The organism is Actinoallomurus acanthiterrae (genome assembly GCF_054775715.1).
This window is the reverse complement of the sequence record NZ_BAAHCO010000001.1, coordinates 10,345,096-10,366,150: the sequence shown is the minus strand read 5'-3', so window position 1 is coordinate 10,366,150 and position 21,055 is coordinate 10,345,096. Positions and strand designations below refer to the sequence as shown.

Annotated in this window: 24 protein-coding genes; 13 read left to right on the top strand and 11 right to left on the bottom strand. The window is 71.2% G+C overall.

The annotated features are described in order from the left end of the window. Nucleotides 1-240: 240 nt before the first annotated feature. Complete coding sequence (locus ACYVF7_RS48900) at nt 241-1,275, top strand: glycoside hydrolase family 43 protein (protein WP_460353273.1); 1,035 nt, start codon at nt 241-243, stop codon at nt 1,273-1,275. A gap of 46 nt (nt 1,276-1,321) precedes the next feature. On the opposite strand, the gene ACYVF7_RS48895 is transcribed toward ACYVF7_RS48900, so the two are convergent. Further along, entirely contained in the window at nt 1,322-1,510 is a 189-nt protein-coding gene (locus ACYVF7_RS48895) for a hypothetical protein (RefSeq protein ID WP_360892503.1), read from the bottom strand. Nucleotides 1,511-1,668: 158 nt separating this feature from the next. Here ACYVF7_RS48895 and ACYVF7_RS48890 point away from each other — a divergent pair, with 158 nt between their 5' ends. After that, on the top strand, nt 1,669-2,301 hold the full coding sequence (locus ACYVF7_RS48890) for a LysE family translocator (protein ID WP_460353271.1): 633 nt from the start codon (nt 1,669-1,671) through the stop codon (nt 2,299-2,301). A gap of 14 nt (nt 2,302-2,315) precedes the next feature. Here ACYVF7_RS48890 and hisN read toward each other — a convergent pair whose 3' ends face one another. After that, nucleotides 2,316-3,119, bottom strand: coding sequence for a histidinol-phosphatase (hisN, locus tag ACYVF7_RS48885; protein WP_460353268.1), 804 nt, complete (start codon nt 3,117-3,119; stop codon nt 2,316-2,318). A gap of 82 nt (nt 3,120-3,201) precedes the next feature. On the opposite strand from hisN, the gene ACYVF7_RS48880 reads away from it, so the two are divergent. Then, nucleotides 3,202-3,885: an HAD family hydrolase gene (locus tag ACYVF7_RS48880; protein ID WP_460358527.1), complete on the top strand. Its 684-nt coding sequence runs from the start codon at nt 3,202-3,204 to the stop codon at nt 3,883-3,885. Between the two features lie 15 nt (nt 3,886-3,900). On the opposite strand, the gene ACYVF7_RS48875 is transcribed toward ACYVF7_RS48880, so the two are convergent. Next, nucleotides 3,901-4,746, bottom strand: a complete 846-nt coding sequence (locus tag ACYVF7_RS48875; protein ID WP_460353266.1) for a helix-turn-helix transcriptional regulator — start codon at nt 4,744-4,746, stop codon at nt 3,901-3,903. Between the two features lie 152 nt (nt 4,747-4,898). Here ACYVF7_RS48875 and ACYVF7_RS48870 point away from each other — a divergent pair, with 152 nt between their 5' ends. Beyond that, nucleotides 4,899-5,825 carry an SDR family oxidoreductase gene (locus tag ACYVF7_RS48870; RefSeq protein ID WP_460353263.1) on the top strand — a complete coding sequence of 309 codons (927 nt, stop codon included), beginning with the start codon at nt 4,899-4,901 and terminating at the stop codon, nt 5,823-5,825. On the opposite strand, the gene rsgA is transcribed toward ACYVF7_RS48870, so the two are convergent. Further along, entirely contained in the window at nt 5,753-6,784 is a 1,032-nt protein-coding gene (rsgA, locus tag ACYVF7_RS48865) for a ribosome small subunit-dependent GTPase A (protein ID WP_460353261.1), read from the bottom strand. The two genes, ACYVF7_RS48870 and rsgA, sit on opposite strands and share 73 nt — an antisense overlap. A gap of 3 nt (nt 6,785-6,787) precedes the next feature. Beyond that, nucleotides 6,788-8,044: a 3-phosphoshikimate 1-carboxyvinyltransferase gene (gene aroA, locus ACYVF7_RS48860; protein WP_460353258.1), complete on the bottom strand. Its 1,257-nt coding sequence runs from the start codon at nt 8,042-8,044 to the stop codon at nt 6,788-6,790. A gap of 317 nt (nt 8,045-8,361) precedes the next feature. Between aroA and ACYVF7_RS48855 the strand changes: the two genes are divergently transcribed. Next, the gene (locus tag ACYVF7_RS48855; RefSeq protein WP_460353253.1) at nt 8,362-9,033 is read left to right on the top strand and encodes an ATP-binding cassette domain-containing protein; all 672 of its coding nucleotides are present in this window, start codon (nt 8,362-8,364) and stop codon (nt 9,031-9,033) included. Between the two features lie 25 nt (nt 9,034-9,058). Here the strand turns inward: ACYVF7_RS48855 and ACYVF7_RS48850 are convergent, their stop codons facing one another. Next, nucleotides 9,059-9,616: a DoxX family protein gene (locus ACYVF7_RS48850; RefSeq protein WP_460353251.1), complete on the bottom strand. Its 558-nt coding sequence runs from the start codon at nt 9,614-9,616 to the stop codon at nt 9,059-9,061. 106 nt (nt 9,617-9,722) lie between these two features. Between ACYVF7_RS48850 and ACYVF7_RS48845 the strand changes: the two genes are divergently transcribed. Beyond that, nucleotides 9,723-10,445, top strand: coding sequence for an SOS response-associated peptidase (locus ACYVF7_RS48845; RefSeq protein ID WP_460353250.1), 723 nt, complete (start codon nt 9,723-9,725; stop codon nt 10,443-10,445). Between the two features lie 21 nt (nt 10,446-10,466). Continuing rightward, a complete protein-coding gene (locus ACYVF7_RS48840) occupies nt 10,467-10,799 on the top strand; it encodes a TraR/DksA family transcriptional regulator (protein ID WP_460353247.1) in 333 nt (110 codons plus the stop codon). A 270-nt stretch (nt 10,800-11,069) separates the two neighbouring features. Here the strand turns inward: ACYVF7_RS48840 and ACYVF7_RS48835 are convergent, their stop codons facing one another. After that, complete coding sequence (locus tag ACYVF7_RS48835) at nt 11,070-11,831, bottom strand: class I SAM-dependent methyltransferase (protein WP_460353245.1); 762 nt, start codon at nt 11,829-11,831, stop codon at nt 11,070-11,072. Between the two features lie 143 nt (nt 11,832-11,974). Between ACYVF7_RS48835 and ACYVF7_RS48830 the strand changes: the two genes are divergently transcribed. The 6 genes from ACYVF7_RS48830 to ACYVF7_RS48805 all read left to right on the top strand — a co-directional run bounded on the left by ACYVF7_RS48830 (nt 11,975) and on the right by ACYVF7_RS48805 (nt 17,608). After that, nucleotides 11,975-12,697: a sigma-70 family RNA polymerase sigma factor gene (locus ACYVF7_RS48830; protein ID WP_460353243.1), complete on the top strand. Its 723-nt coding sequence runs from the start codon at nt 11,975-11,977 to the stop codon at nt 12,695-12,697. Continuing rightward, nucleotides 12,694-12,960, top strand: coding sequence for a mycothiol system anti-sigma-R factor (rsrA, locus tag ACYVF7_RS48825; protein ID WP_460353241.1), 267 nt, complete (start codon nt 12,694-12,696; stop codon nt 12,958-12,960). Before ACYVF7_RS48830 ends, rsrA begins: the two co-directional genes overlap by 4 nt. A gap of 228 nt (nt 12,961-13,188) precedes the next feature. Next, complete coding sequence (locus ACYVF7_RS48820) at nt 13,189-14,529, top strand: HD-GYP domain-containing protein (RefSeq protein ID WP_460353240.1); 1,341 nt, start codon at nt 13,189-13,191, stop codon at nt 14,527-14,529. Nucleotides 14,530-14,604: 75 nt separating this feature from the next. After that, complete coding sequence (locus tag ACYVF7_RS48815) at nt 14,605-15,876, top strand: HD-GYP domain-containing protein (protein ID WP_460353238.1); 1,272 nt, start codon at nt 14,605-14,607, stop codon at nt 15,874-15,876. A 94-nt stretch (nt 15,877-15,970) separates the two neighbouring features. After that, complete coding sequence (locus ACYVF7_RS48810) at nt 15,971-17,302, top strand: acetyl-CoA carboxylase biotin carboxylase subunit (RefSeq protein ID WP_460353235.1); 1,332 nt, start codon at nt 15,971-15,973, stop codon at nt 17,300-17,302. A 93-nt stretch (nt 17,303-17,395) separates the two neighbouring features. Then, nucleotides 17,396-17,608 (top strand): biotin/lipoyl-binding carrier protein, encoded by a 213-nt coding sequence (locus tag ACYVF7_RS48805; protein WP_460353232.1) that lies wholly within the window; start codon nt 17,396-17,398, stop codon nt 17,606-17,608. A 186-nt stretch (nt 17,609-17,794) separates the two neighbouring features. Here the strand turns inward: ACYVF7_RS48805 and ACYVF7_RS48800 are convergent, their stop codons facing one another. From ACYVF7_RS48800 to ACYVF7_RS48785, 4 genes are all read right to left on the bottom strand, one after another. After that, nucleotides 17,795-18,346 (bottom strand): GNAT family N-acetyltransferase, encoded by a 552-nt coding sequence (locus ACYVF7_RS48800; RefSeq protein ID WP_460353230.1) that lies wholly within the window; start codon nt 18,344-18,346, stop codon nt 17,795-17,797. 83 nt (nt 18,347-18,429) lie between these two features. After that, nucleotides 18,430-20,049, bottom strand: coding sequence for a monocarboxylate uptake permease MctP (mctP, locus tag ACYVF7_RS48795; RefSeq protein ID WP_460353227.1), 1,620 nt, complete (start codon nt 20,047-20,049; stop codon nt 18,430-18,432). A gap of 7 nt (nt 20,050-20,056) precedes the next feature. After that, nucleotides 20,057-20,320 carry a DUF3311 domain-containing protein gene (locus tag ACYVF7_RS48790; RefSeq protein ID WP_460353225.1) on the bottom strand — a complete coding sequence of 88 codons (264 nt, stop codon included), beginning with the start codon at nt 20,318-20,320 and terminating at the stop codon, nt 20,057-20,059. Between the two features lie 115 nt (nt 20,321-20,435). After that, nucleotides 20,436-21,044: a hypothetical protein gene (locus tag ACYVF7_RS48785; protein WP_460353223.1), complete on the bottom strand. Its 609-nt coding sequence runs from the start codon at nt 21,042-21,044 to the stop codon at nt 20,436-20,438. Nucleotides 21,045-21,055: the final 11 nt, after the last annotated feature.

The following is a 21,055-nucleotide window of genomic DNA, read 5'->3' as shown; positions in this document are numbered from 1 at the left end:
CAGAAGGACGGCTCCTTCACAGGAGGCTTGTCCGGCGCGTCCGGGGCGGCCCCGTTCCGACGGCCTCGCCGAGGAACGAGCACCAGCGTCATCGATGTTCGAGAAAGGCGCGTCCGTCCACTCCGTCCCCTTTCTGGGGCATCCAGATAAATGGTTCTTTGACGCCCATTGCCAGGTTTGCTAGTTTCGCCGAAGCCTCTTACGCCCCAGGGGGAAATGGTGAGACCTGTCGTCGCATCCTTGGCAGTCGCGTCGGTCGTCGCGATCGGCGCTGCGGTCGTCTGGGCGGCCACCGATTCGGACTCTGCCGGACCGGCCGTACCTGCGGCCGCTTCGGCGCAGGCGGCCGCCGGTCCGAAGCTCGTCATCCCCTCCAATTTCCCCGACCCGGGCGTCGTCAAGGTGGGCTCGACCTTCTACGCCTACGCCACGAATTCGCACGGCAAGAACATGCCGGTGGCGTCCGCGCGGTCCGCTCGTGGCCCCTGGAGCATCCTCGCCGCGGACGGGCTACCGCACCTCGGCAAATGGGCGAAGGCCGGCAAGACCTGGGCGCCGGACGTCTCACGCCGTAAGGACGGCAAATTCCTGCTCTATTACGCGGCGCACAACGCGTCGCTCGACCGGCAGTGCGTCGGTGTCGCGGTCGCGTCATCGCCGGCGGGGCCGTTCGCGCCGTACGGCACCAAGCCGTTGGTGTGCGACGCTCCGGCCGGGGCCCAGCAGGGCAAGCTCAACCCGGAGATCATCGACGCCGCGGGCTACGAAGAGGCCGGCAGGCGCTATCTGCTCTACAAGGTCGGCTACAACCAGTACCACAAGCCGTCGTTCCTGGCTCTCCAGCGAATGAGTGCCGACGGTCTGCGCCGGGTGGGCAAGCCCAAGGTGATCCTCAAGCAGACCGATGAGCCGTACACGGTCGAGGCGCCCTACCTCGTCCATCGAGGCGGCAAGTACGTGCTGTTCTACTCCGCCGGCGTGTTCAGCAAGGACAACTACCAGACGCGGTACGCGGTCGCGTCCTCGCTGGGCGGGCCGTACAAGAAGGCGGCGAAGCCGCTGATGACCACGGCCGGCCTGGGGCGGAAGGTGAACGGGCCGGGCGGTGCCGTCGTGGTGCCGGACGCCGGAAACTGGCGCGTCTTCTTCCACGGCGCGATCCTGGTAGGCCCCCCGCCGAAGCCGGATCCCTCACCTCAGCCCAAGCCGCTCACACGCGGCATGTACGAGGCGGACCTGCGGTGGTCCAAGGGCGGCCTGCCGTACGTCCCGTAGGACGACCAGAGCCGCCCCAGGGACCACCCGTCCCTGAGGCCGGCTCTCAGCTCCCGAGGCGCTTGCGGGCCTGCCCGCGAACGCGCCGCCGCTGCGACGGGTCGAGCATGAGGTAACCGACGATCGGCGCGGCCACGAGGCCGAGCACGACCAGGAGGGTCACCCACCCGGGCAGCAGCCACCAGGCGATCAGAGCCACGGCAACTCCGCCCACGACGTATCCGGTCCGTCCCATGACAGCCTCCATCCCGAGGACCTCGCTAGGAGAACGCCTACCGCCGCGACCGGTGTTCCGCAAACCGCGATATATCTTCTTTCCGAGTCGCGAGAGCCGTCGCCGCTTCGCGTACACCCCTGCCGACACGCGCGGATCGGCCGTGTGATGATCGGTGCGTGCCTATCAACGAACATCTGCTCGCCCTGTTCGCCCTCACCACGATCGTCGCGATGGTGGTGCCCGGGCCCGACATGCTGTTCGTCCTCGGATGCGGAATGCGCGGCGGGCCCCGCGTCGGCCTGCTGGCGACGGCGGGAGTGGCGACGAGCGAGGCCGTTCACGTCGCCGTCGCGGCCGCGGGCCTCGCCGCGCTCTTCACGGCGGTGCCGATCGCCTTCACGGTCGTACGGATCGTCGGCGCCGTCTACCTGATCTACCTCGGTGTGCGGACGATCCGTCATCGCGGGGACGACGCGAGCGACGTCCCCAGCGTGGCCGGGGGGATGTCCGGCCGCCGGGCCTACCTCAACGGTCTCGCGACCAATCTCCTCAACCCGAAGATGGTCACGTTCACGATCGCTTTCCTTCCCCAGTTCGTCGACCCGCGGGTCGGGCCTGTCTGGGCGCAGTTCGCGATCCTGGGGGCGATCCTCATCGCCTTCGAGTTCGTCGTCGACGGCACGGTGGGGCTGCTCGCCGGGCGGATCGGGCGGTGGCTGCGCCGGCGGCGTACGGCCCGTCGCCGCCTCGACGTCGCGGTCGGTGGCGTCTTCATCGGGCTGGGGGTGCGCCTCGCGGTCGAGCGATGACCGGCCGGGCCGCGTCAGACGCGCAGCGTCAGCGGCCCGCCGCCCAGTTGCTCCAGGGTCTGCGCGTGCAGCAGGCCGTTGCTGCAGACGACGCTGCCGCCGTCGGGGCTCGGCACCCCCGACAGGTCGGTGAAGATGCCGCCCGCCTCCTCCACGATGATCTGGAGGGCGGCGACGTCCCACAGGGAGACCTCGGGCTCGGCGGAGATGTCCGCGGTGCCCTCGGCGACCATGACGTGGGACCAGAAGTCGCCGTACGCCCGGCTGCGCCACACCGTACGGCTGAGGTCGAGGAACTTGTCCAGCCGGCCCTGCGCCTCCCAGCCGCCCAGGCTCGAGTAGGAGAACGAGGCGTCCTCCATGTCGGTCACGCCCGAGACGCGGCAGCGGGTGGCCTTGGCGAGGCTGCGGCCGGTCCAGGCGCCGCCGCCGCGTGCCGCCCACCAGCGGCGGTTGAGGGCCGGGGCGGACACCAGGCCGACGACGACCTCGTCGCCTTCCATGAGGGCGATGAGGGTCGCCCACACGGGAACGCCGCGTACGTAGTTCTTGGTCGCGTCGATCGGGTCGATGACCCAGCACCGGGGGCCGTAGCCGGTGCGACCGTACTCCTCGCCGTGGATCGCGTCACGCGGCCGGGCACGCTTCAGCGTGTTGCGCAACGACTCCTCGACCGCCCGGTCGGCGTCGCTGACCGGGGTGAGGTCAGGCTTGGTCTCGACACGCAGGTCGAGGGCCCGGAACCGGCGTGTGGAGACGTCGTCGGCCGCGTCCGCCATCACGTGAGCCAGCCGCAGGTCATCCGAATAGTCCGCCACGAAGGGCAACGGTATCGCGACAGGACCCACCGCAGACACACTAGACGGCGTGAACACACCAATATCTTCCGAGTCCAGGCCTCTGGCAGAGCCGCCGACGCCTGCTCTGCTCTTCGATCTGGACGGAACTCTGATCGACAGCGTGTACCAGCACGTGATCGCCTGGCGTAACGCGCTGACCAGCGTGGGCATCGACCTGTCGGTGTGGCGGATCCACCGCCGGATCGGCATGAGCGGTGGCCTGTTCGTGTCCGCGCTGCTGCGCGAGACCGGGGTGTCGCTGACCCCGGCCGAGGTCGAGGAACTGCAGAAATTGCACGCCCGGGCCTACCTCGAGCAGGTCGGATCCGTGCGTGCCCTGCCCGGGGCGGCGGAGCTCCTGGGCTTCCTGACCGAGCGCGGAGTGCCGTGGGCGATCGCGACGAGCGGCCGGATGGAGACGGCGCATAGTGCCCTGGGAATGCTGGGGCTGCCCGAGGACACCCCGATGATCACCCGTGACATGGTGCGGTTCGCCAAGCCCGATCCGGACCTGTTCCTCGCCGCCGCGGCGCTGCTCGGGGTCGAACCGGGCCACGCCATGGTGGTGGGCGACAGCGTGTGGGACCTCCTGGCGGCACGCCGCGCGGGCGCGCTGGGCATCGGCCTGCTCTCCGGCGGGTACGGCCGCGAGGAGCTCGAACGGACCGGCGCCTTCCGCGTGTACGCCGACCCCGCCGACATGCTGACCCGCATCGACGAGCTGGGACTGCGCCAGACCATCTGACCCACGGGGCGCCGGTCAGCGGACCGGCGCCTCGGTGTTCCAGGAGGCGAGCAGGCGCAGGTTCGCCTCCGAGGTGGAGCCCGCCTCGACGGTGTAGGTCACGAGGACCTGGTCGGGGTCGTCGGGGAACCGCAGCGACTCGTAGTCCATGACCAGCTCGCCGACCAGCGGATGGTGCATGACCTTACGGCCGTTGCTCTTGTCCTTGACGTTGTGGTCGGCCCACCACCGGCGGAAGTCCTCGCTTTTTACCGACAGCTCGCCGACGAGGGCGGCCAGCTCCGGGTCGTCGGGGTACTCCCCGGCCCTCAGCCGCAGGAAGGCGACGGTCTCCCGGGCCTTGATCGTCCAGTCGTCGAACAGCGCCCGCACGTCCTCGTTGAAGAAGATCATGCGGCCCCAGTTGCGCTGAGCCGGTTCGAGGGCGCCGAAGTCGGCGAACACGGCGGCGGCCATGCGGTTCCACGCCAGGACGTCGGCGCGCCGCCCGATGAGGTACGCCGGGACGCCCTCGGCCATGTCGAGCAGCCGCCGGACCCCGGGTCGTACGCGCTCGGTCCGCGGGGGCCGGCGGCGGGACCGCGTCGGCTTGGCGAGGTTGCGCAGGTACGCGCGTTCGTCGTCGTCCAGCCGGAGGGCCTGGGCGACCGCCTGCAGGACCTCTTCGGACACGTTGTTGGTCCGGCCCTGTTCCAGGCGCACGTAGTAGTCCACGCTCACCCCGGCGAGCTGGGCCAGCTCCTCCCTGCGCAGCCCCGGGACGCGCCGGCGGCCGCCGTACGGACGCAGACCCACGTCCTCCGGCTGCAGCCGCGCGCGTCTCGTGCGCAGGAATTCCGTCAGCTCGGCTCGCTTCTCCATGCCGCCCAGTATTGGGGAGTTCGCGGCGTTAAGGGTGGTTCTGCTGGACCCAGGCAACGCCGTACCCCCGGTAAGACGCAGCCCTGGGTACCCCCTTCGGCCGGCCCCAGGATCAGTGTTGTCACGAAGGACACCACGGAAGTGAGAACACGATGACCGAGCTTCAGGGCCGTACCGCCGTCGTCACCGGAGCCGCCAGCGGGATCGGCGCGGCCATCGCCCGCCGCCTCGCCGACGAGGGCGTACGGGTCGCGCTCCTGGCGCGCCGCGAGGAGCGGCTGGCCGACCTGGCGGGCAAGATCGAGGCGAACGGCGGGCGGGCGATCGCCGTCTCCGCCGACGTGACGAGCGACGCGTCGGTCGCCGCGGCGGCGGAGCGGGTCCACGAGGCCCTCGGCCGGGTCGACCTCGTCGTCAACGCCGCCGGCGTGATGCTGCCCAACCCGATCGAGGACGGGCGCGTCGACGAGTGGACCCGCATGATCGACACGAACGTGACCGGCGTCCTGCGCGTCATCCGGGCGTTCACCGCCGACCTGACCGAGGCGGCCGCCGCGGGCGGCACGGCGGACCTGGTGAACGTCTCCTCGATCGGCGCACACGTGCTGTTCCCGAACTACGCGGTCTACGGGGCGACCAAGGCGGCGCTGACGCAGCTGTCCGCCTCGCTGCGCACCGAGTTCGGGCCCAAGGACGTCCGGGTCACCAACGTCGAGCCGGGACTGACCGAGAGCGAGCTCGGCGAGCAGATCGACAACACCGACCTGCGCGGCCAGCTCGACCAGATGCACGACGCGCTCGGCCCGCTGGCCGCCGACGACATCGCCGACCTCGTCGCGTACGTCGCCGGCCCCGCAACGTCAACCTGCGCCAGATCGTCATCCTCCCGACCCGCCAGGCCTGACCGCGCCCGGAGACGGGAAAGGCACCGCCCATGGAAGGCAACGAGTTCTGCCCGCTGCGCCGTCGGCTCGACCCGCTCGGAGACCGCAGGCGGCCCGGGGTGTCAGTCGGCGTCGTCGCCCTCGCGGCCCGCGAGCAGGCGCCGTACCGACTCGAGGCGGGAAGTGCTCGCGTGACCGGCGGCGACCCACGCGTCGAGCGCGCAGTCGCTCTGCAGGTGGGTGCAGTGCGGCGGGCACTCGACGGTGCCTTCGAGGAGGTCGGGGAAGGCGCCCAGGATGTCCTCGGGGGAGACGTGGGCCAGCCCGAAGCTGCGGACGCCGGGAGTGTCGATGATCCAGCCGTCGCCGGAGGGCAGTTCCAGCGCGATCGCCGAGGACGAGGTGTGCCGGCCGCGTCCGGTCACCGGGTTGACCTCGCTCACGGCGCGCTCGGCGTCGGGGACCAGGGCGTTCACCAGGGTGGACTTGCCGACGCCGGAATGGCCGACGAGCACGCTGATCCGCCCGGACAGCCGCTCGCCGAGGTCGTCGACCGGCTCGTCCTTGCGGGTGACGACGTACGGGACGTCCAGCGGCGCGTACGTCTCCAGCAGGGACTCCGGGGACGCGAGATCGGACTTGGTCAGGCACAGCAGCGGGTCCAGGCCCGCGTCGTACGCGGCGACCAGGCAGCGGTCGATCATCCCGGAGCGCGGCGGCGGGTCGGCCAGGGCCGTGACGATGACGAGCTGGTCGGCGTTGGCGACGATCACACGCTCGACCGGGTCGGTGTCGTCCGCGGTTCGGCGGAGGGTGGAGCCGCGGGGCTCGATCCCGACCACCCGAGCGAGGGTGTCGGCGCGGCCCGACACGTCACCGACGAGGCGCACCCGATCACCGACGACGACGCTCTTGCGGCCGAGCTCCCGGGCGCGCATCGCGGTGACCCTGCGGGGCCGCTCGCCCTTCCGCTTCGCCGCGCGCCCGGCGCCCTCGGCGCCGACCAGGCAGGTGTAGCGGCCGCGGTCCACCGCGATGACGAACCCGACGACCGCGTCCTCGTGGGCGGGGCGCCGGCGGGTGCGCGGCCGGGAGCCGCGCCCCGGGCGCACGCGAATATCGTCTTCGTCGAGTCTGCCCCAGTCGCGCGCCATCGGTTACCGAAGCATCTCCGTCCAGAGCTCGCCGAATTCGGGGAGCGTCTTGCCGACGGTCGGGAGGTTCTCCACCTCGACGCCGGGCACGGCCAGGCCGAGGACGGCCCCGGCCATCACCATCCGGTGATCGTCATAGGTGTGGAAGACGCCGCCGCGCAGCGGCTTGGGCCGGATCTCCAGGCCGTCGGGCAGCTCGCGCACGTCACCGCCCAGGCCGTTGATCTCCGCGGTCAGCGCGGCGAGCCGGTCGGTCTCGTGACCGCGCATGTGGGCGATGCCGCGCAGCCGGGACGGCCCGTCGGCCAAGGCGGCCAGCGCGGCGATCACGCAGCTCAGCTCGCTGACGTCACCCAGGTCGACGTCGATGCCGCGGATCGTGCCGCCGCCGCGCACGGCCAGGTCGCCTTCCTCGTACGAGACGGAACCCCCCATGTCGGCGAGCAGGTGGCGCAGGGCGTCACCGGGCTGGGTGGTCTCGGCCGGCCAGCCGCGCACCGTGACCCGGCCGCCGGTCACCAGGGCCGCCGCCAGGAACGGCGCGGCGTTCGACAGGTCCGGCTCGATGTCGACCTCACCGCCGCGCAGCGTGCCCGGCTGCACCCGCCAGACGTCCGGGCCGCTCTCGACGGAGGCGCCGGCGTCGGCCAGCATCCGCATGGTCATCGCCAGGTGCGCCGCCGACGGCACCGGCGGCCCTTCGTGGCGCACCTCGATGCCCTTGGCGTAGCGGGGGCCCGCGAGCAGCAGCCCGGAGACGAACTGCGACGACCCGGAGGCGTCGATCGTGACCGAGCCGCCCGCCACCGCACCCGTGCCGCGCACCGTGAACGGGAGCGCGTCGCCCTCCACCTCCGCGCCGAGCGCGCGCAGGGCGGCGAGGATGGGGCCCATCGGCCGCTTGCGGGCGTGCGGGTCGCCGTCGAAGGAGATCTCGCCGGCCGCCAGTGCGGCGACCGGAGGCACGAACCGCATGACCGTGCCGGCCAGCCCGACGTCGAGCGTCGCCGGGCCGCGAAGCTCGCCCGGGGTGACGCGCCAGGCGCCTTCGTCCGCGTCGTCGACGGCCACTCCCAGCGCGCGCAGCGCGCCCGCCATGAGCAGCGTGTCGCGGCTGCGCAGCGGCCGCCGGATCATCGACTGCTCGCCGGCCAGCGTGGCGATGACCAGCGCGCGGTTGGTCATCGACTTCGATCCCGGCAGCGCGACGGCGGCGTCGACCGGCCCGTCGGCGGCGGGTGCGGACCACAGAGGAGGCATGACTGAAGGGTACCGGTCCCAGGGGCACGCGAACCGCGTGTAAAACGCCGGTGCGGAGATGATGGCGGATCGTGAATGCGCCGGTAGATCCCCCGGCGACGGCCCTGATCGGTCGCTACCTTGGCGGCACTCGGCTCCGTCGCGGATCCCGGACCACACGACTCGGGAATCGCCTCGTCAGCCTCACGAGCGAGCCCGACGCCGGCCGCCCGTGGAGGTCGTGGGGGACGGCCGAGCGACCAGATGACAGGGGGACGACTGTGGAGGCATCGCCACGGCCACGGCACCGGGCCCGCCGCGCACCGGCCGGTCCGGCCATGCCCGCGGACGGACGGCGACCGGCCCCGCTGCCGTCGGGCCCGTACGAGCTGTGCCTCGCGGACCTGCGCACCCGGTGGCCCGGCGGTGAGGTCATCGGCTTCGGTGACACGGACCTCGTGCTGCCGCAGGGACGCCGGGTCGCGCTGCTGGGGCGCAGCCGCGTCGGCACCTCGGCCCTCGCCGCCGTGCTCCTCGGGTTCCTGGACTACCAGGGCGTCGCCACCCTCAACGACGTGCAACTGCGCGATCTCGCCGACGAGGACGTCCGTACGGTCATCGGGCTGTGCGCGCACGACGCCCACCTCTTCGACACGACGATCGCCGAGAACGTTCGGGTGGCCCGCCCGGACGCCGGCGACGACGACGTCACCCGCGCGCTGGGCCGGGCGGGAGTCGACCTCCCGCCCGACACCCACGTGGACGATCACGGCGTCGCGGCCGGCCCCGGGCGGCAGCGCATCGCGCTGGCCCGCGCCCTGCTGGCCGACCTGCCGGTCCTGATCGTCGACGAGCCGGACGTCCGGCCGGACGAGGACGCCGCCGACGCCGCGCTGGCCGAACTGATCGACGCCGCCGAAGGCCGCACGCTCCTGCTGATCATGCACCGGACGGTCGTCCCGGGCGCCGCGCCGGTCCTCCGTCACGTCGACGAGGTCCTGGAGATCTGAGCGCCGTACGGCGGCCGGGCGGGCGTCAGTGCCCGACCTTGGCGGCCTTCCGGCGGGCTCCCTCGACGCGCTTGGCGGCCTTGCGCCGCGCGCGCTCGGCCCTGCGGCCGGCCTCCGCTCGGGCCAGCGCCGCCTGGAGCCGCGCCTCGTGGGCGCTGGTGCGGGCGGCCTTGACCGGGCGGTGCCGGCTCGGGGCGGTCGCGGCGACGAGCAGCGCTCCGAACAGCCCGGCGGTCTTGAAGAACTGGGACCGCTCCGCGGCGCGCCGCTCCGGGTCGTCCTCGGCCCAGAACCGGTGTTCGGCCAGCAGGCTCGGAACCAGCTGACCGGCGAGCACGAGCGTCGACAGCCGCTCGAACCGGCCCATGGCCAGGAGAGCGCCGGAGCCCACGCTCAGCGCTCCCTGCATCCGGACGAGAGTCTCGGGGTCCTTGGAGGGGAGCCAGGACACGCGGTCGGCGAGGGGCTTGATCACGGGAGCGATCCGCTCGGCCCGGTCGCCGGGATCGCGCAGCGTCTCGATGCCCGTCACCACGAACGGCGCGGCCATGAGGGGACGGGCGAGAGTCCTGATGGGTCGCATGAACCCGTCATGCCCACCGCAGGCGCGACCAAGCCCACCTCTTTGGCAAGCTTGGGCGCGTCCGGCGCGCGGCGCGCCGTACGGACCGGAAGGGGACGCGCGGAGCATGTGCGGGCGGTATGCCACGGCGCGCGGGCGCCAGGAGATCATCGACGCCTTCGACGTCGAGCGCGACACGACCGACGCGCTCGAACCCGACTACAACGTCGCCCCGACCAAACCCGTGCCGATCATCCTGACGCGCGACGTCCGCGAGCTCCACGTGGCGCGCTGGGGCCTGGTGCCCTCGTGGGCCAAGGACCTGTCGATCGGCGCCCGGATGATCAACGCACGGGTCGAGACCGTCCACGAGAAGCCGGCCTTCCGGCGGGCCTTCGTCCGGCGGCGCTGCCTGCTGCCGGCCGACGGCTACTACGAGTGGTACGCCCGGGAGGACGGCGGCAAGCAGCCCTTCTTCATCCGGCCTTCCGACGGCGGCATGCTCTCCATGGCCGGCCTCTACGAGGTCTGGCGGCCCGAGAAAGACGGGCCCGAGGAGGAGTGGGTGGTGACCTGCACGGTCATCACCACTGAGGCGACCGACGACGTGGGCCGGATCCACGAGAGGATGCCGATGCTGGTGGAGCCGGAGCGCTTCGGCGCGTGGCTCGACCCGGCGCTGACGGTCCCCGACGAGATCCGCTCGCTGCTGGTGCCGGCGGCCGCGGGGAGCCTGGAGGCCTACCCCGTCTCCACGGCGGTGAACAAGGTCCGAAATAACGGACCTGACCTGGTAAAACCACTGCCGGAAATGGGTATCTCCTCCAACGAAACCCCCACGCTGTTCTGACCGCCTCGCCGGGAGGTACGCATGGTCGTGGACACGGCGCAGAGGCGCCTGGAGGACATGCTCGCCGATCTCGATCGCGCGATCACGGTTCTGCGGAGCGAGCACCCGGAGGCCGACCAGCACACCGCCGATGCCGGCGCGAGTCTCTTCGCCACCGACCGGGCCGAGGCCGCGCTGGACGCGATGCGCCGCGAGCGCGCGGAGGTGCTCGCGGCCCTCGAGCGGGCGCGTGCCGGCATCTACGGCAAGTGCGTCGACTGCGGGCTGCCGGTGCCGGATGGCCGCCTCGAGGCACGGCCCGCCGCCGCCCGCTGCGTCACCTGCCAGGCGAAGCACGACCGGGTTCGGCGCTGAGCCGCTGCCGGCACCGCGAGAGTCCTGCCCGACGCGGAGCCCCTGCCCGTACGGAGAGGGTCCCGGTCCGCGCGCTCCGGCCGTAGCCCTGCCCGTACGGAGAGGGGTCCCGGTCCGCGCTCCGGCCATGAGCCCCTGCTCGTACTGACGGGGTCCTCCGGCGCTGAGAGGGCCTGTGCCCGCGCTGCGCGCCCTCCGTCGCTCTTCCCCCACTCCGGGCTGCGTCCGCCCCTCCCGGGCGACCTGGGGCCCGGGAGGGGCGAGCGCGTGTCAGCGGCTCTTGATCGCGCTGGCGACCAGGTGGATCCCGACCGGCTCGTCGCCGAGCGGCGCCGTCAGTTCGGCGCGGACCAGCCGGGGGAGCGCCTGCGGGCTCGTGGTGAGGACGTGCTCGACCGTCGACGGCGACAGGGTCGTGCGCGGCCGGATCCACTCCAGCTCCAGGCCGCTGTCGGTGAGCAGTTCGCGCAGCTGCTCGGCGCCGAAGCACCGGGTGATCGACCCGTCCGGCCAGGGGACCAGGACGACCTCCGAGCGCGGAACGTCGGACAGGTGCGCCCAGAAGTTCTGCTCGGCGAGGATCGCCATGCCGAGCACGAGCGAGTCGACGCACATCAGCACCCGGCCGCCCGGCCGGAGCACCCGTGAGATCTCCGCGACGACGTTCTCGGTGACGAGATGCCGGGAGAGCATGCGGCCTTCGGCGACGACCGCGTCGAAGCACCCGTCGGCGAGGAAGCCGAGGGAGGCGGGATCGGCGACCACCGGCCGTACCCTCCGGGAGCGCGGCCCGCTCCTCGGCGTCTCCTGGACCTCGACGACCGTGTGGCCGGCCGCCGCCGCCTGGGACGCGCAGCGTGCCTGGGGACCCGACAGATCGAGGACGCGGGACGGCCGGTGGGGAAGCCATCGGGAGAGTTGGGCGGCGGCGACGGCCCAGTAGAAGGTCCAGTAGCTCGCGAGCGTCTCGGACTCGCCAACAGCGGGATGCTTCGCCGGAATCGACAGCACGGCGGCTCCTCGGGGATGCATTTATCCCAATCCTTCCCTGTCGACGGCACCGCTTCACCCGTCGCGTACTGGTGACCGAGCATTCCTCTTTCCCGGGAATCACGCGGCCATGCGAGGTGTTGCACTGCGTCATAACGGCCAGTGACTGCGATTAGTTCGAGGTGATGATGAGCCTTCTGCTCACGGACCGTCGGCAGGTGTCGCCGGCGGACCCGCTATCGTCTGGTGCGTACGGTTTCGATGCCGACGACGGCCGGACGGAGGAGGTGGGTCAGGTTCCCGAGGCAGTGGAGACACTAGAGGATCGGACCAGGCGCTTCGAGCGCGACGTGTTGCCGTTCCTCGATCAGCTCTACTCGGCCGCGCTGCGGATGACGCGGAACCCGGCCGACGCCGAGGACCTGGTCCAGGAGACCTTCGCCAAGGCGTTCGGGTCCTTCCATCAGTTCCAGGAGGGCACGAACCTCAAGGCCTGGCTCTACCGGATCCTCACGAACACCTTCATCAACTCCTACCGCAAGAAGCAGCGGGAGCCGAAGCAGTCCGCCGCCGAGGAGATCGAGGACTGGCAGCTGGCGCGGGCCGAGTCCCACACCTCGACCGGGCTGAAGTCCGCGGAGGCCGAGGCGCTCGAGCACCTGCCCGACTCCGACGTGAAGACGGCCCTGCAGGCGCTGCCCGAGGACTTCCGCATGGCGGTCTACTTCGCCGACGTGGAGGGCTTCTCGTACAAGGAGATCGCCGACATCATGGGCACTCCGATCGGTACGGTGATGTCCCGGCTGCACCGCGGACGGCGTCAGCTGCGGTCGATGCTCGAGGACTACGCGCGCGACCGCGGCCTCGCCCGCGCGAACGGCGGCCAGCGTAGGGAGGACCAGTCATGAGCTGCGGTAAGCCGCACGAGACCCCCTGCTCTGAGGTGCTCGGCCGGATCTATGACTACCTCGACGGTGAGCTGGACCAGGGCGGATGCTCCGACATCCGGCAGCACCTCGATGAGTGTGGCCCCTGCCTCCGGGAGTACGGCCTGGAGGAGGCCGTGAAGAAGCTCGTGCACAAGTCGTGCGGCTGCGACCCGGTGCCCCAGGACCTGCGGTCGAAGGTCATGGGGCGCATCGAACAGGTCCGGGCCTCACTGACCGAGTAAGGCGGATCGGGACCGTAGGTGACGATTGGTTCACGCTTTGCTCACGTTTCCGCGCTCGTCTGCGTGACCTGTCCCCGTCGGGTTAGGCTTACCCCCGATCATCCGGGGACCGGCAAGTCGGTAGGCGAGCCACCGCACCGCTCAGGTGTCCAGGCTCGTCAGGGGAGGCGGAAACACATGCGAAAAGGCGTGTCCTGGGCTTAGCCCAGTTACCTCGTAGGGGCGGCAATGCGTGGACTACCCCCGGCCGCATGGGCATACGTCTGTACGGTCGTCACGCTCGGGATCGCGTGCATCGCTCTGTCGTCCTTCGACGGCATCGATTGGACGACGCTCGCGGTGCTCGCGGTGCTCTCCGTGGTCTGTGAGTCGGTTCCGGCGCTGCTCAGCAGCGCGAACGCACGCGTCTCGCTGAGCTACTCGGCCGGCCTGGCCTCGGTCGTGCTGCTCGGTCCCGTGGGGGCGGCACTGGTGGGCGCGTCGGCCGTGGTGACCGGCCGGCGCGACGTGGCCCTCGTGAAGCGGTTGTTCAACAGCGCGCAGTTCGCTCTCTCCGGATATCTCGCCGGCGTCGTCTACCAGACGGCCGGCGGCACGGTCGGCAAGCCGACCGACGGCTCCTTCCCCGGCATCATCCCGCCCTACGTCGCGGCGGTCATCACCTACGTCGCGGTCAACCTCGCCCTGGTCGCCGTCATCCTCATACTGACCAAGAAGGCGCCCATGTGGGGGTTCCGCTGGGCGCCGGTCGGTCAGCTCACCGTCGGCCAGCTCGCGTACGGCATGTTCGGGCTGCTCATCGCCGCGCCGTGGCGCGTCGTCGGCCCGTTCTCCGCCGTGCTGGTGCTGCTGCCGATGTTCATCGCACGGTGGGCCCTCGAGCAGACCCGGAGGCAGCGGGAGGCCCAGGCGGCGACGATCGCGGCGCTGTGCCAGGCGGTGGAGACCAAGGACTACTACACGCGCGGCCACAGCGAACGGGTCTCCCGGGGCGCGACGATGATCGCCCGCGAGATCGGCATGCGGCCCGAGCGGGTCGGCGCGGTGCGGTACGCCGGCATGCTGCACGACGTCGGCAAGCTCGGCGTGCCGACGAGGGTGCTGCAGAAGTCCGGCGCCCTGAGCGAGGAGGAGTTCGCCGCCATCCAGCTGCACCCGATGCGCGGCCTGGAGATCGTCCGCGACATCGGCTTCCTCGACGAGGCTCTCGCCGGGATCATGCACCACCACGAGCGGATGGACGGCACCGGATACCCCATGGGCCTGGCGGGGTCGGAGATCCCGGAGTTCGCCCGGGTGATCTCCGTCGCCGACGCCTTCGACTCGATGACCTCCACCCGGTCCTACCGGCCCGCCATGCCGAACGAGGCCGGCATCGCCGAGTTGCGGCGCTGCGCCGGCACCCACTTCGACCCGGCGCTGGTCGAGGCGTTCATCGCCGCGATCGAGCGGAACGGCTGGAGGCGCCCCGACCCGGTCGTCCCGCCCGAGGGCGAGGAGACGGCACAGCAGGACCACGACGACCCGAGCGCCCCGCTGCGCGTCGCCGGCGAAGGCGTCCGCCCGTGAGCCGACGACTCCGAGGACCGGAATGCACCCCTGACCGGGAGGTCCGCATGACCGGAAGACGAGGGTGAGCGAGCGATGAGCACCGCACCGGCGCCCGCCCGGCGGCGCACCATCGGCCAGTCGCTTGACTCCGCGCAGCTCCTGCTGATCGCGGTGGCGGGGCTGCTCGTCATCGGCTCGGTCACCCAGGTCGCCGCGGTCGGGGTCGTCGACTCCCGTACGGCGGTGCTGTTCGGCGCGCTGATCGCGGTGGGCGAGCTGCTCCGCATGGTCGTCCCCGGCAACCGCGAGGTCGCGCCGATCGCTAGCGCGGGGGCCCTTGGCTACGCGCTCCTGCTGAAGGTCGGGGCCGACTCGGCGGCCCACTCCGCCTTCCAGGTCGTGACCGTCACCGCTTGCGGCACGCTGGCCGGGGCGCTGCCGCACATCGCGGTCGGACGTGTTCCCAAGCTCGACGCGCTGGCCCGGCGGATCCTCACGCCCTCCATCGTGGCGTTCATCTTCCGGCCGATCATGCACTCGCCGCTGCGCGACCACTGGCCCGCGCTCATCACCGTGATGGTCCTGACGGTGATCCTCTCGTGTGTCATCGACGTCACCACCGCGGCGGCCATCCGGGCGGAGGCCGTACGCGCGCGGTTCGGCATCGCGCTCGGCGACGAGATCCGGGCCAAGGGGCCGCTGTGCGCAGCCTCCGGCGCGACGGGCATGCTCCTCGCGGTCAGCACCTTCGTGATGGGCCCGGCCGCGCTGCTCGTCTTCACCGCCCCGATCCTCGTCACCCAGGTCGCCTTCCGGCGCTTCGCCGGCATCCGGGCGACCTACCTGCAGACCGTCCGCGCCCTGTCCCAGGTCACCGAGGTCGGCGGGTACGTCGAGGCCGGCCACTCGCGCCGCGTCAGCCGCCTCGCCGTCGCGATGGGCCGGGAGCTCGGCATGACCGAGGAGGAGCTCCTCGAGCTCGAGTACGCCGCGCTCATGCACGACATCGGGCAGCTGTCACTGCGCGACCCGATTCCCGGCGGCGCGACCGTCCTCGCCTCGCCCCAGGAACAGCGCCGCATCGCCGAACTCGGCGCCGGTGTGATCACCAAGACCGGCGTTCTCGACGAGGTCGCCGAGATCGTACGCCGCCAGTCCGACCCGTACCGCGTGAGCGACGGATCGCCGCCACCACTCGCGAGCCGTGTCATCAAGGTCGCGAACGCCTACGATGACCTCGTCGGTGACTCTCCTGATCGCGACCGGTCGGCGGCCGTGCTGGAGCGGCTGCGGCTCGACTCCGCGGCGGAGTACGACCCCACGGTGATCGAGGCGCTCGGCCACGTTGTCGACCGCATGCGCTGACAAGTCGACCCCGCGGGTTTTGTCGCTGTGCGCGGCGGTACACCGGGCAACGCGTGGTTATTCTCGCTGGGCCGAGTGCGAATGAGGAGGATCGGTGTTCGAGTCCGTATTGGTGGTGAACCGTGGCGAGATCGCCCGTCGGGTGATCCGCACCGTGCGCGCCCTCGGGATCAAGGCCATCGCGGTCTACTCGGAGGCCGACGCCGACCTGCCGTACGTCGACGAGGCGGACGAGGCGATCCTCATCGGCCCCGCCCAGCCGGCGCGGAGCTACCTCGACATCGACGCGGTGATGGAGGCGGCCAAGCGCACCAACGCGCAGGCGGTCCACCCCGGGTACGGCTTCCTGGCCGAGAACGCCGGCTTCGCCGAGCGGGTCATCGCCGAGGGACTGATCTGGATCGGCCCGCCGCCCGAGGCGATCGCCGCGATGGGCGACAAGATCAACGCGCGGAACCTCATGGAGAAGGCGGGCGTGCCCGTCGCCGCCGGCACCCGCGAGCCCGTACCCGACGCCGACGCGGCGGTGGCCGCGGGTATCGGCTACCCCGTCATGGTCAAGGCGGCCGGCGGGGGCGGCGGCATCGGCATGAGCGTCGCCCACGACGAGGCAGAGCTGCGCAAGGCGTTCGAGACGGCCCGCACCCGCGCCGAGCGGTTCTTCGGCAACCCGGACATCCTGCTGGAGCGCTACGTCGAACGCGCCCGCCACGTCGAGGTGCAGATCCTCGGCCTGGCCGACGGCACGGTCGTCGCCCTCGGCGAGCGTGACTGCTCCGTCCAGCGCCGCCACCAGAAGGTCGTCGAAGAGACCCCGTCACCCGGCGTGGGCCCTGAGCTGCGCGCCCGCATGCTCGCCGCCGCCGTACGCGCCGGCGAGGCCGTCGGCTACCGCGGCGCCGGCACGGTCGAGTGCCTGGTCGACCCGGTCGCACAGGACTTCGTGTTCCTGGAGATGAACACCCGCCTCCAGGTCGAGCATCCGATCACCGAGCTCGTCACCGGCCTTGACCTCGTCGAACAGCAGTTGCTGATCGCGGCCGGCGAGCCGATCTCCTTCACCGCCGTCGAGCCCCGCGGACACGCCATCGAGTTCCGCGTGTACGCCGAGGATCCCCAGCGCTTCCTGCCCAGCCCGGGCCAGATCACCGTCTGGGAGGAGCCGTCCGGCGACGTCGTCCGCGTCGACTCCGGCTACCGTGCGGGCAACAAGGTCACACCGTTCTACGACCCGCTGCTGGCGAAGCTGTGCGTGTACGGCCCGGACCGCGCCGAGGCCCTCGCCGCCGCCCGCCGCGCGGTCGAGGAGTTCCGCGTCGAGGGCCTCAAGACCAACCTGCCGTTCTTCACCGAACTGCTGGAAGACTCGGGCTTCGTCTCCGGCGAGTACGACACCGGCCTCGTGGACCGGATGCGGGCCCGGTGACGGACGGCACGCTGCGATGATGCGTGACCGGAGCCTTCACACTGATCGAAACGCGCGCCGGCCGACGCCGGCGTCTTGAGGAGAGGAGCCGCAGTGGCCGAGGTCCGCGCGGAAATGGTGGCGAACGTGTGGAAGGTGCTCGTCAGCGAGGGCGACCAGGTCGAGGACGGCGACGCCCTCGTCATCCTCGAGTCGATGAAGATGGAGATCCCGGTGCTCGCCGAGGACTCCGGCACGATCGCGAGCCTCAAGGTCGCCGAGGGCGACGTCATCCAGGGAGGCGACCTCATCGCCGTCATCGAGTAGGCGTGGCCTGAGACACCGGCGGCCCTACGTGTCGCCGGTCCGCTCCCTCGACACCAGGCAGGTCGTGCCTCGGGGCAATCCGTCTTCACCGGGCACAACACTCCAGTGGAGTCTGGGTAAACTTTGCGATGAAGACCCCGGATGGCCTCTGCAGCGCAAGCCGCCGGGGTTACTGCTTTTCGGGGCTCAGAGTGCCAGGGCGTAGGTCAGGAGGTCGACGCCTTTGGTGGGGCTCCAGTCGCGGTCCGGGGTCCGGATGAAGCCGAGGCGGCGGTAGATGCGGTGGGCCGCGTGCATGACCGGTTCGGTCGAGAGCCGGAGAGTGGTGCAGCCGTCCTCGCGGGCGCGGTCGACGCAGAGGCGGACCAGGGCCTCGCCGAGGCCGCGTCCGCGGGCCATGGGGCTGACCGCGAGCATCCGGAACTCCGCCTCGCCCGGCCCGGCCAGCTGGGCGAGGGAGCTGCCGTACGGACAGTAGGTCACCGTGCCGATCGGCTCGCCGTCCTGTAGCGCGACGATGAGCTCCGCATCGCGGGCCCGTGACACGGCGTCGCGGAGGTGGGGGACGTAGCTGCCGTTCGGGCTGATGTACGCGGCGGCGACGTAGACGGCCGCGGTGAGCTCGCCGATCGCGCGCAGCTCCTCGGGGCGGGCGACATGGATCTCGATGTCGTCCGGTATCCCCCGGGAGGGCGGTCGCCCCGGCGAACCGATCGCCGGAGGCGTGTCCTGGCTCACGGAGGAAGCTTAGAACACCCCAAAAAGGGACGAAGACCTGCGGTGGCCTCCCAGGTCGCGTGGGGGAGGCCACCGCGGACCGGTCAGCCGGTGGTGAGCTCGGGGATGTCCTGGGCGCGCGGGTCGTCCGCGTCGGCGAGGAAGTCCGCCGGGCTGGTCTCGTCGGTGCCGTCGGGGACCTTCAGCGCCTTCAGCAGGCCGGTGAGCACGACCACGACGAGCATGTTGATCACGAAGGCGGTCAGCGCGATGTACCCGGTGTGGCCGATGAACGGGATGTTCGCGATCGACTGCCCGAAGTGCTTCTGCGTCGGGGACGACTGGTCGTACGCGGTGACGGTGCCGTACACCATGGCCACGGCCCAGCCGGCGAGCAGCGCCCAGCGGTGGAACCACCGGGTGAACAGTCCCAGCGCGAGCGCCGGGAAGGTCTGCACGATCCAGATGCCGCCGAGCAGCTGCAGGTTGATGGCGAGGGTCTTGTCGAAGGCCAGCACGAAGACCAGCGCGCCGACCTTCACCAGGAGGGACACGAACTGCGACACCCGCGTCTCCTCCGCCGGCGACGCCTCCGGCCGGAAGAACGCCTTGTAGACGTTGCGGGTGAAGAGGTTCGAGGCCGCGATGGACATGATCGCCGCCGGGACGAGGGCGCCGACGCCGATCGCGGCGAAGGCGACGCCGGTGAACCAGCTGGGGAAGACGTGGTCGAAGAGCGTCGGGACGGCGAGCTGCGGGTTCTTGGCGGCCTTGACGGCGGCGGCGACGTCGGGCTTGGCCAGGGCCATGTAGCCGAGGAGGGCGAGCAGGCCGAGCAGCAGCGAGTAGGCGGGGAGCAGAGCGGCGTTGCGTTTGATCACGTCGCGGCGGCCGGCGGCGAGCGCTCCCGTCACCGTGTGCGGGTAGATGAACAGCGCCAGCGAGGATCCCAGCGCCAGCGTGCCGTACGCCCAGTGGTTCAGGTCGCCGGTGATGATCGAACCGGACGGCTTGTGGGTGACCGGGTTGGTCTTGGTGAGGGCCGCCTGGGCGGTGTCGAAGATGTGGCCCCAGCCGCCGAGCTTCGTCGGGATGTAGAGGACCGCCACGATGATCACGAGGTAGATCAGCGTGTCCTTGACGAAGGAGATGAGCGCGGGGGCGCGCAGGCCGGAGGTGTAGGTGTAGGCGGCCAGGAGGGCGAAGGCGATGAACAGCGGCAGGTCCCGGGCCAGGCCGGAGCCCTTCACGCCCATGACGGTGAGGACGGCCTGGATGCCCACGAGCTGCAGGGCGATGTAGGGCATCATCGCCAGGATGCCGGTGACCGCGACGGCCAGGCCGAGCGCCTTGGAACCGAAGCGGCCCCGGACGAAGTCGGCGGGCGTGACGTATCCGTGGACGTGCGACACCGACCACAGGCGAGGTCCGATGAGGAACACGATCGGATACGCGATCGCCGCGTACGGCAGCGCCCAGAACCCCATGGCCCCGCCGGCGAAGACGGCGGCCGGTACCGCGATGAAGGTGTACGCGGTGTAGAGGTCGCCGCCGAGGAGGAACCAGGTCACGAAGGTGCCGAAGCTGCGCCCGCCGAGGCCCCACTCGTCCAGGTGCAGGATGGTCTGGCCGCGCCGCCAGCGCGCGGCGGCGAAGCCGACCACGGTGACCAGGGCGACGAAGAAGACGAAGACGCCGAGTTCGACGCCGTTGACGTTGTCCATGGGGACCTCACTCGCCCTTCTCGTCGGCCTGGCCGCGGGCCGGCGTCCGGCCGCCGCCACTGCGGGTGAGCGCGTAGGCGATGCCGATGAAGACCGCGGTGAGGATCACCCAGAGCAGTTGCCACCAGTAGAAGAAGGGGAAGCCGGCGAGCCGGGGCTTGATCTTCGCGTAGCTCGGGACGGCGAGGTAGATGACGAACGGCGCGATGAGGAGGACGGCTACCACCACCCGTACGACGGGCCGGGTGGGTTGCGCAGTTTTGTGCGGCATGTGGGGCCCTTTCGAAACAAAGTTTCGCTGGTGGCCACTGTGAACGCGCACGGTCACGTTCTGATCTCGGCATGACGCCTATTGATAACGAAACGGCAACTCCGGGAACCTCGCACTAACCCGATCGGCCTGGTTTCGGGACGTACTGCGGCTTCTCGGGGGACACGCCCTTGACGTGGGGGGCGAGAGACGGCTTCGTCACGGAGACGGGACCGGTCGGACTCGGTGCCTCACTCGGGAAGAGCCCGCCCGGCGTCGGTGTCGGCGTTTCGCCCACGGCGGGCGGCAGGCCGTTCGCCCCCGACGGCGCTCCAGGGCAGACCACCGACCCGTCCCGGGCCTTCTGGTTCATCTCCGCCTGGAGCTTCTGGTCCAGGATCCCGGGCGTCTTCACGATCGGCGCGCCGGGCAGGAGGAGCGCCGTGCAATAGACCTGGATGTACCCGGGCGCCGGCCGACTCGCGAAGACGAAGGCTTTCGAGTACTCGACGAACACGGACCTCGGCCCGAGCACGCGGATGGTCACGTCCGGCGTCAGCTGAGTGCGCAGGCCGTGGGCGCTCTCCTGGGCGGTCGGGCCGGCGAGGAGAGCGTCGAAGACGGCCTGGGTGTCCCAGGGCGCCACCGTCCGCGTCACGGGCGTCAGCGCGCCGTGCAGCAGGAAGTACACCTGCGCATGCGGCAGCGAGGTGGCGGTCGCGGTGGGCGCCTCCCCGGCGCTCACGACGCCGGTCG

Excerpts from the sequence above, each read along its gene's own strand:
- ACYVF7_RS48875 (WP_460353266.1), bottom strand. The coding sequence starts at position 4,746 with ATGGAGAAGCGAGCCGAGCTGACGGAATTCCTGCGCACGAGACGCGCG.
- ACYVF7_RS48840 (WP_460353247.1), top strand. The coding sequence starts at position 10,467 with ATGGTCGTGGACACGGCGCAGAGGCGCCTGGAGGACATGCTCGCCGAT.
- ACYVF7_RS48855 (WP_460353253.1), top strand. The coding sequence starts at position 8,362 with ATGCCCGCGGACGGACGGCGACCGGCCCCGCTGCCGTCGGGCCCGTAC.
- ACYVF7_RS48830 (WP_460353243.1), top strand. The coding sequence starts at position 11,975 with ATGATGAGCCTTCTGCTCACGGACCGTCGGCAGGTGTCGCCGGCGGAC.
- ACYVF7_RS48820 (WP_460353240.1), top strand. The coding sequence starts at position 13,189 with ATGCGTGGACTACCCCCGGCCGCATGGGCATACGTCTGTACGGTCGTC.
- rsgA (WP_460353261.1), bottom strand. The coding sequence starts at position 6,784 with ATGGCGCGCGACTGGGGCAGACTCGACGAAGACGATATTCGCGTGCGC.
- ACYVF7_RS48895 (WP_360892503.1), bottom strand. The coding sequence starts at position 1,510 with ATGGGACGGACCGGATACGTCGTGGGCGGAGTTGCCGTGGCTCTGATC.
- ACYVF7_RS48870 (WP_460353263.1), top strand. The coding sequence starts at position 4,899 with ATGACCGAGCTTCAGGGCCGTACCGCCGTCGTCACCGGAGCCGCCAGC.
- rsrA (WP_460353241.1), top strand. The coding sequence starts at position 12,694 with ATGAGCTGCGGTAAGCCGCACGAGACCCCCTGCTCTGAGGTGCTCGGC.
- mctP (WP_460353227.1), bottom strand. The coding sequence starts at position 20,049 with ATGGACAACGTCAACGGCGTCGAACTCGGCGTCTTCGTCTTCTTCGTC.
- ACYVF7_RS48850 (WP_460353251.1), bottom strand. The coding sequence starts at position 9,616 with ATGCGACCCATCAGGACTCTCGCCCGTCCCCTCATGGCCGCGCCGTTC.
- ACYVF7_RS48790 (WP_460353225.1), bottom strand. The coding sequence starts at position 20,320 with ATGCCGCACAAAACTGCGCAACCCACCCGGCCCGTCGTACGGGTGGTG.
- ACYVF7_RS48845 (WP_460353250.1), top strand. The coding sequence starts at position 9,723 with ATGTGCGGGCGGTATGCCACGGCGCGCGGGCGCCAGGAGATCATCGAC.
- aroA (WP_460353258.1), bottom strand. The coding sequence starts at position 8,044 with ATGCCTCCTCTGTGGTCCGCACCCGCCGCCGACGGGCCGGTCGACGCC.
- ACYVF7_RS48815 (WP_460353238.1), top strand. The coding sequence starts at position 14,605 with ATGAGCACCGCACCGGCGCCCGCCCGGCGGCGCACCATCGGCCAGTCG.
- ACYVF7_RS48835 (WP_460353245.1), bottom strand. The coding sequence starts at position 11,831 with ATGCATCCCCGAGGAGCCGCCGTGCTGTCGATTCCGGCGAAGCATCCC.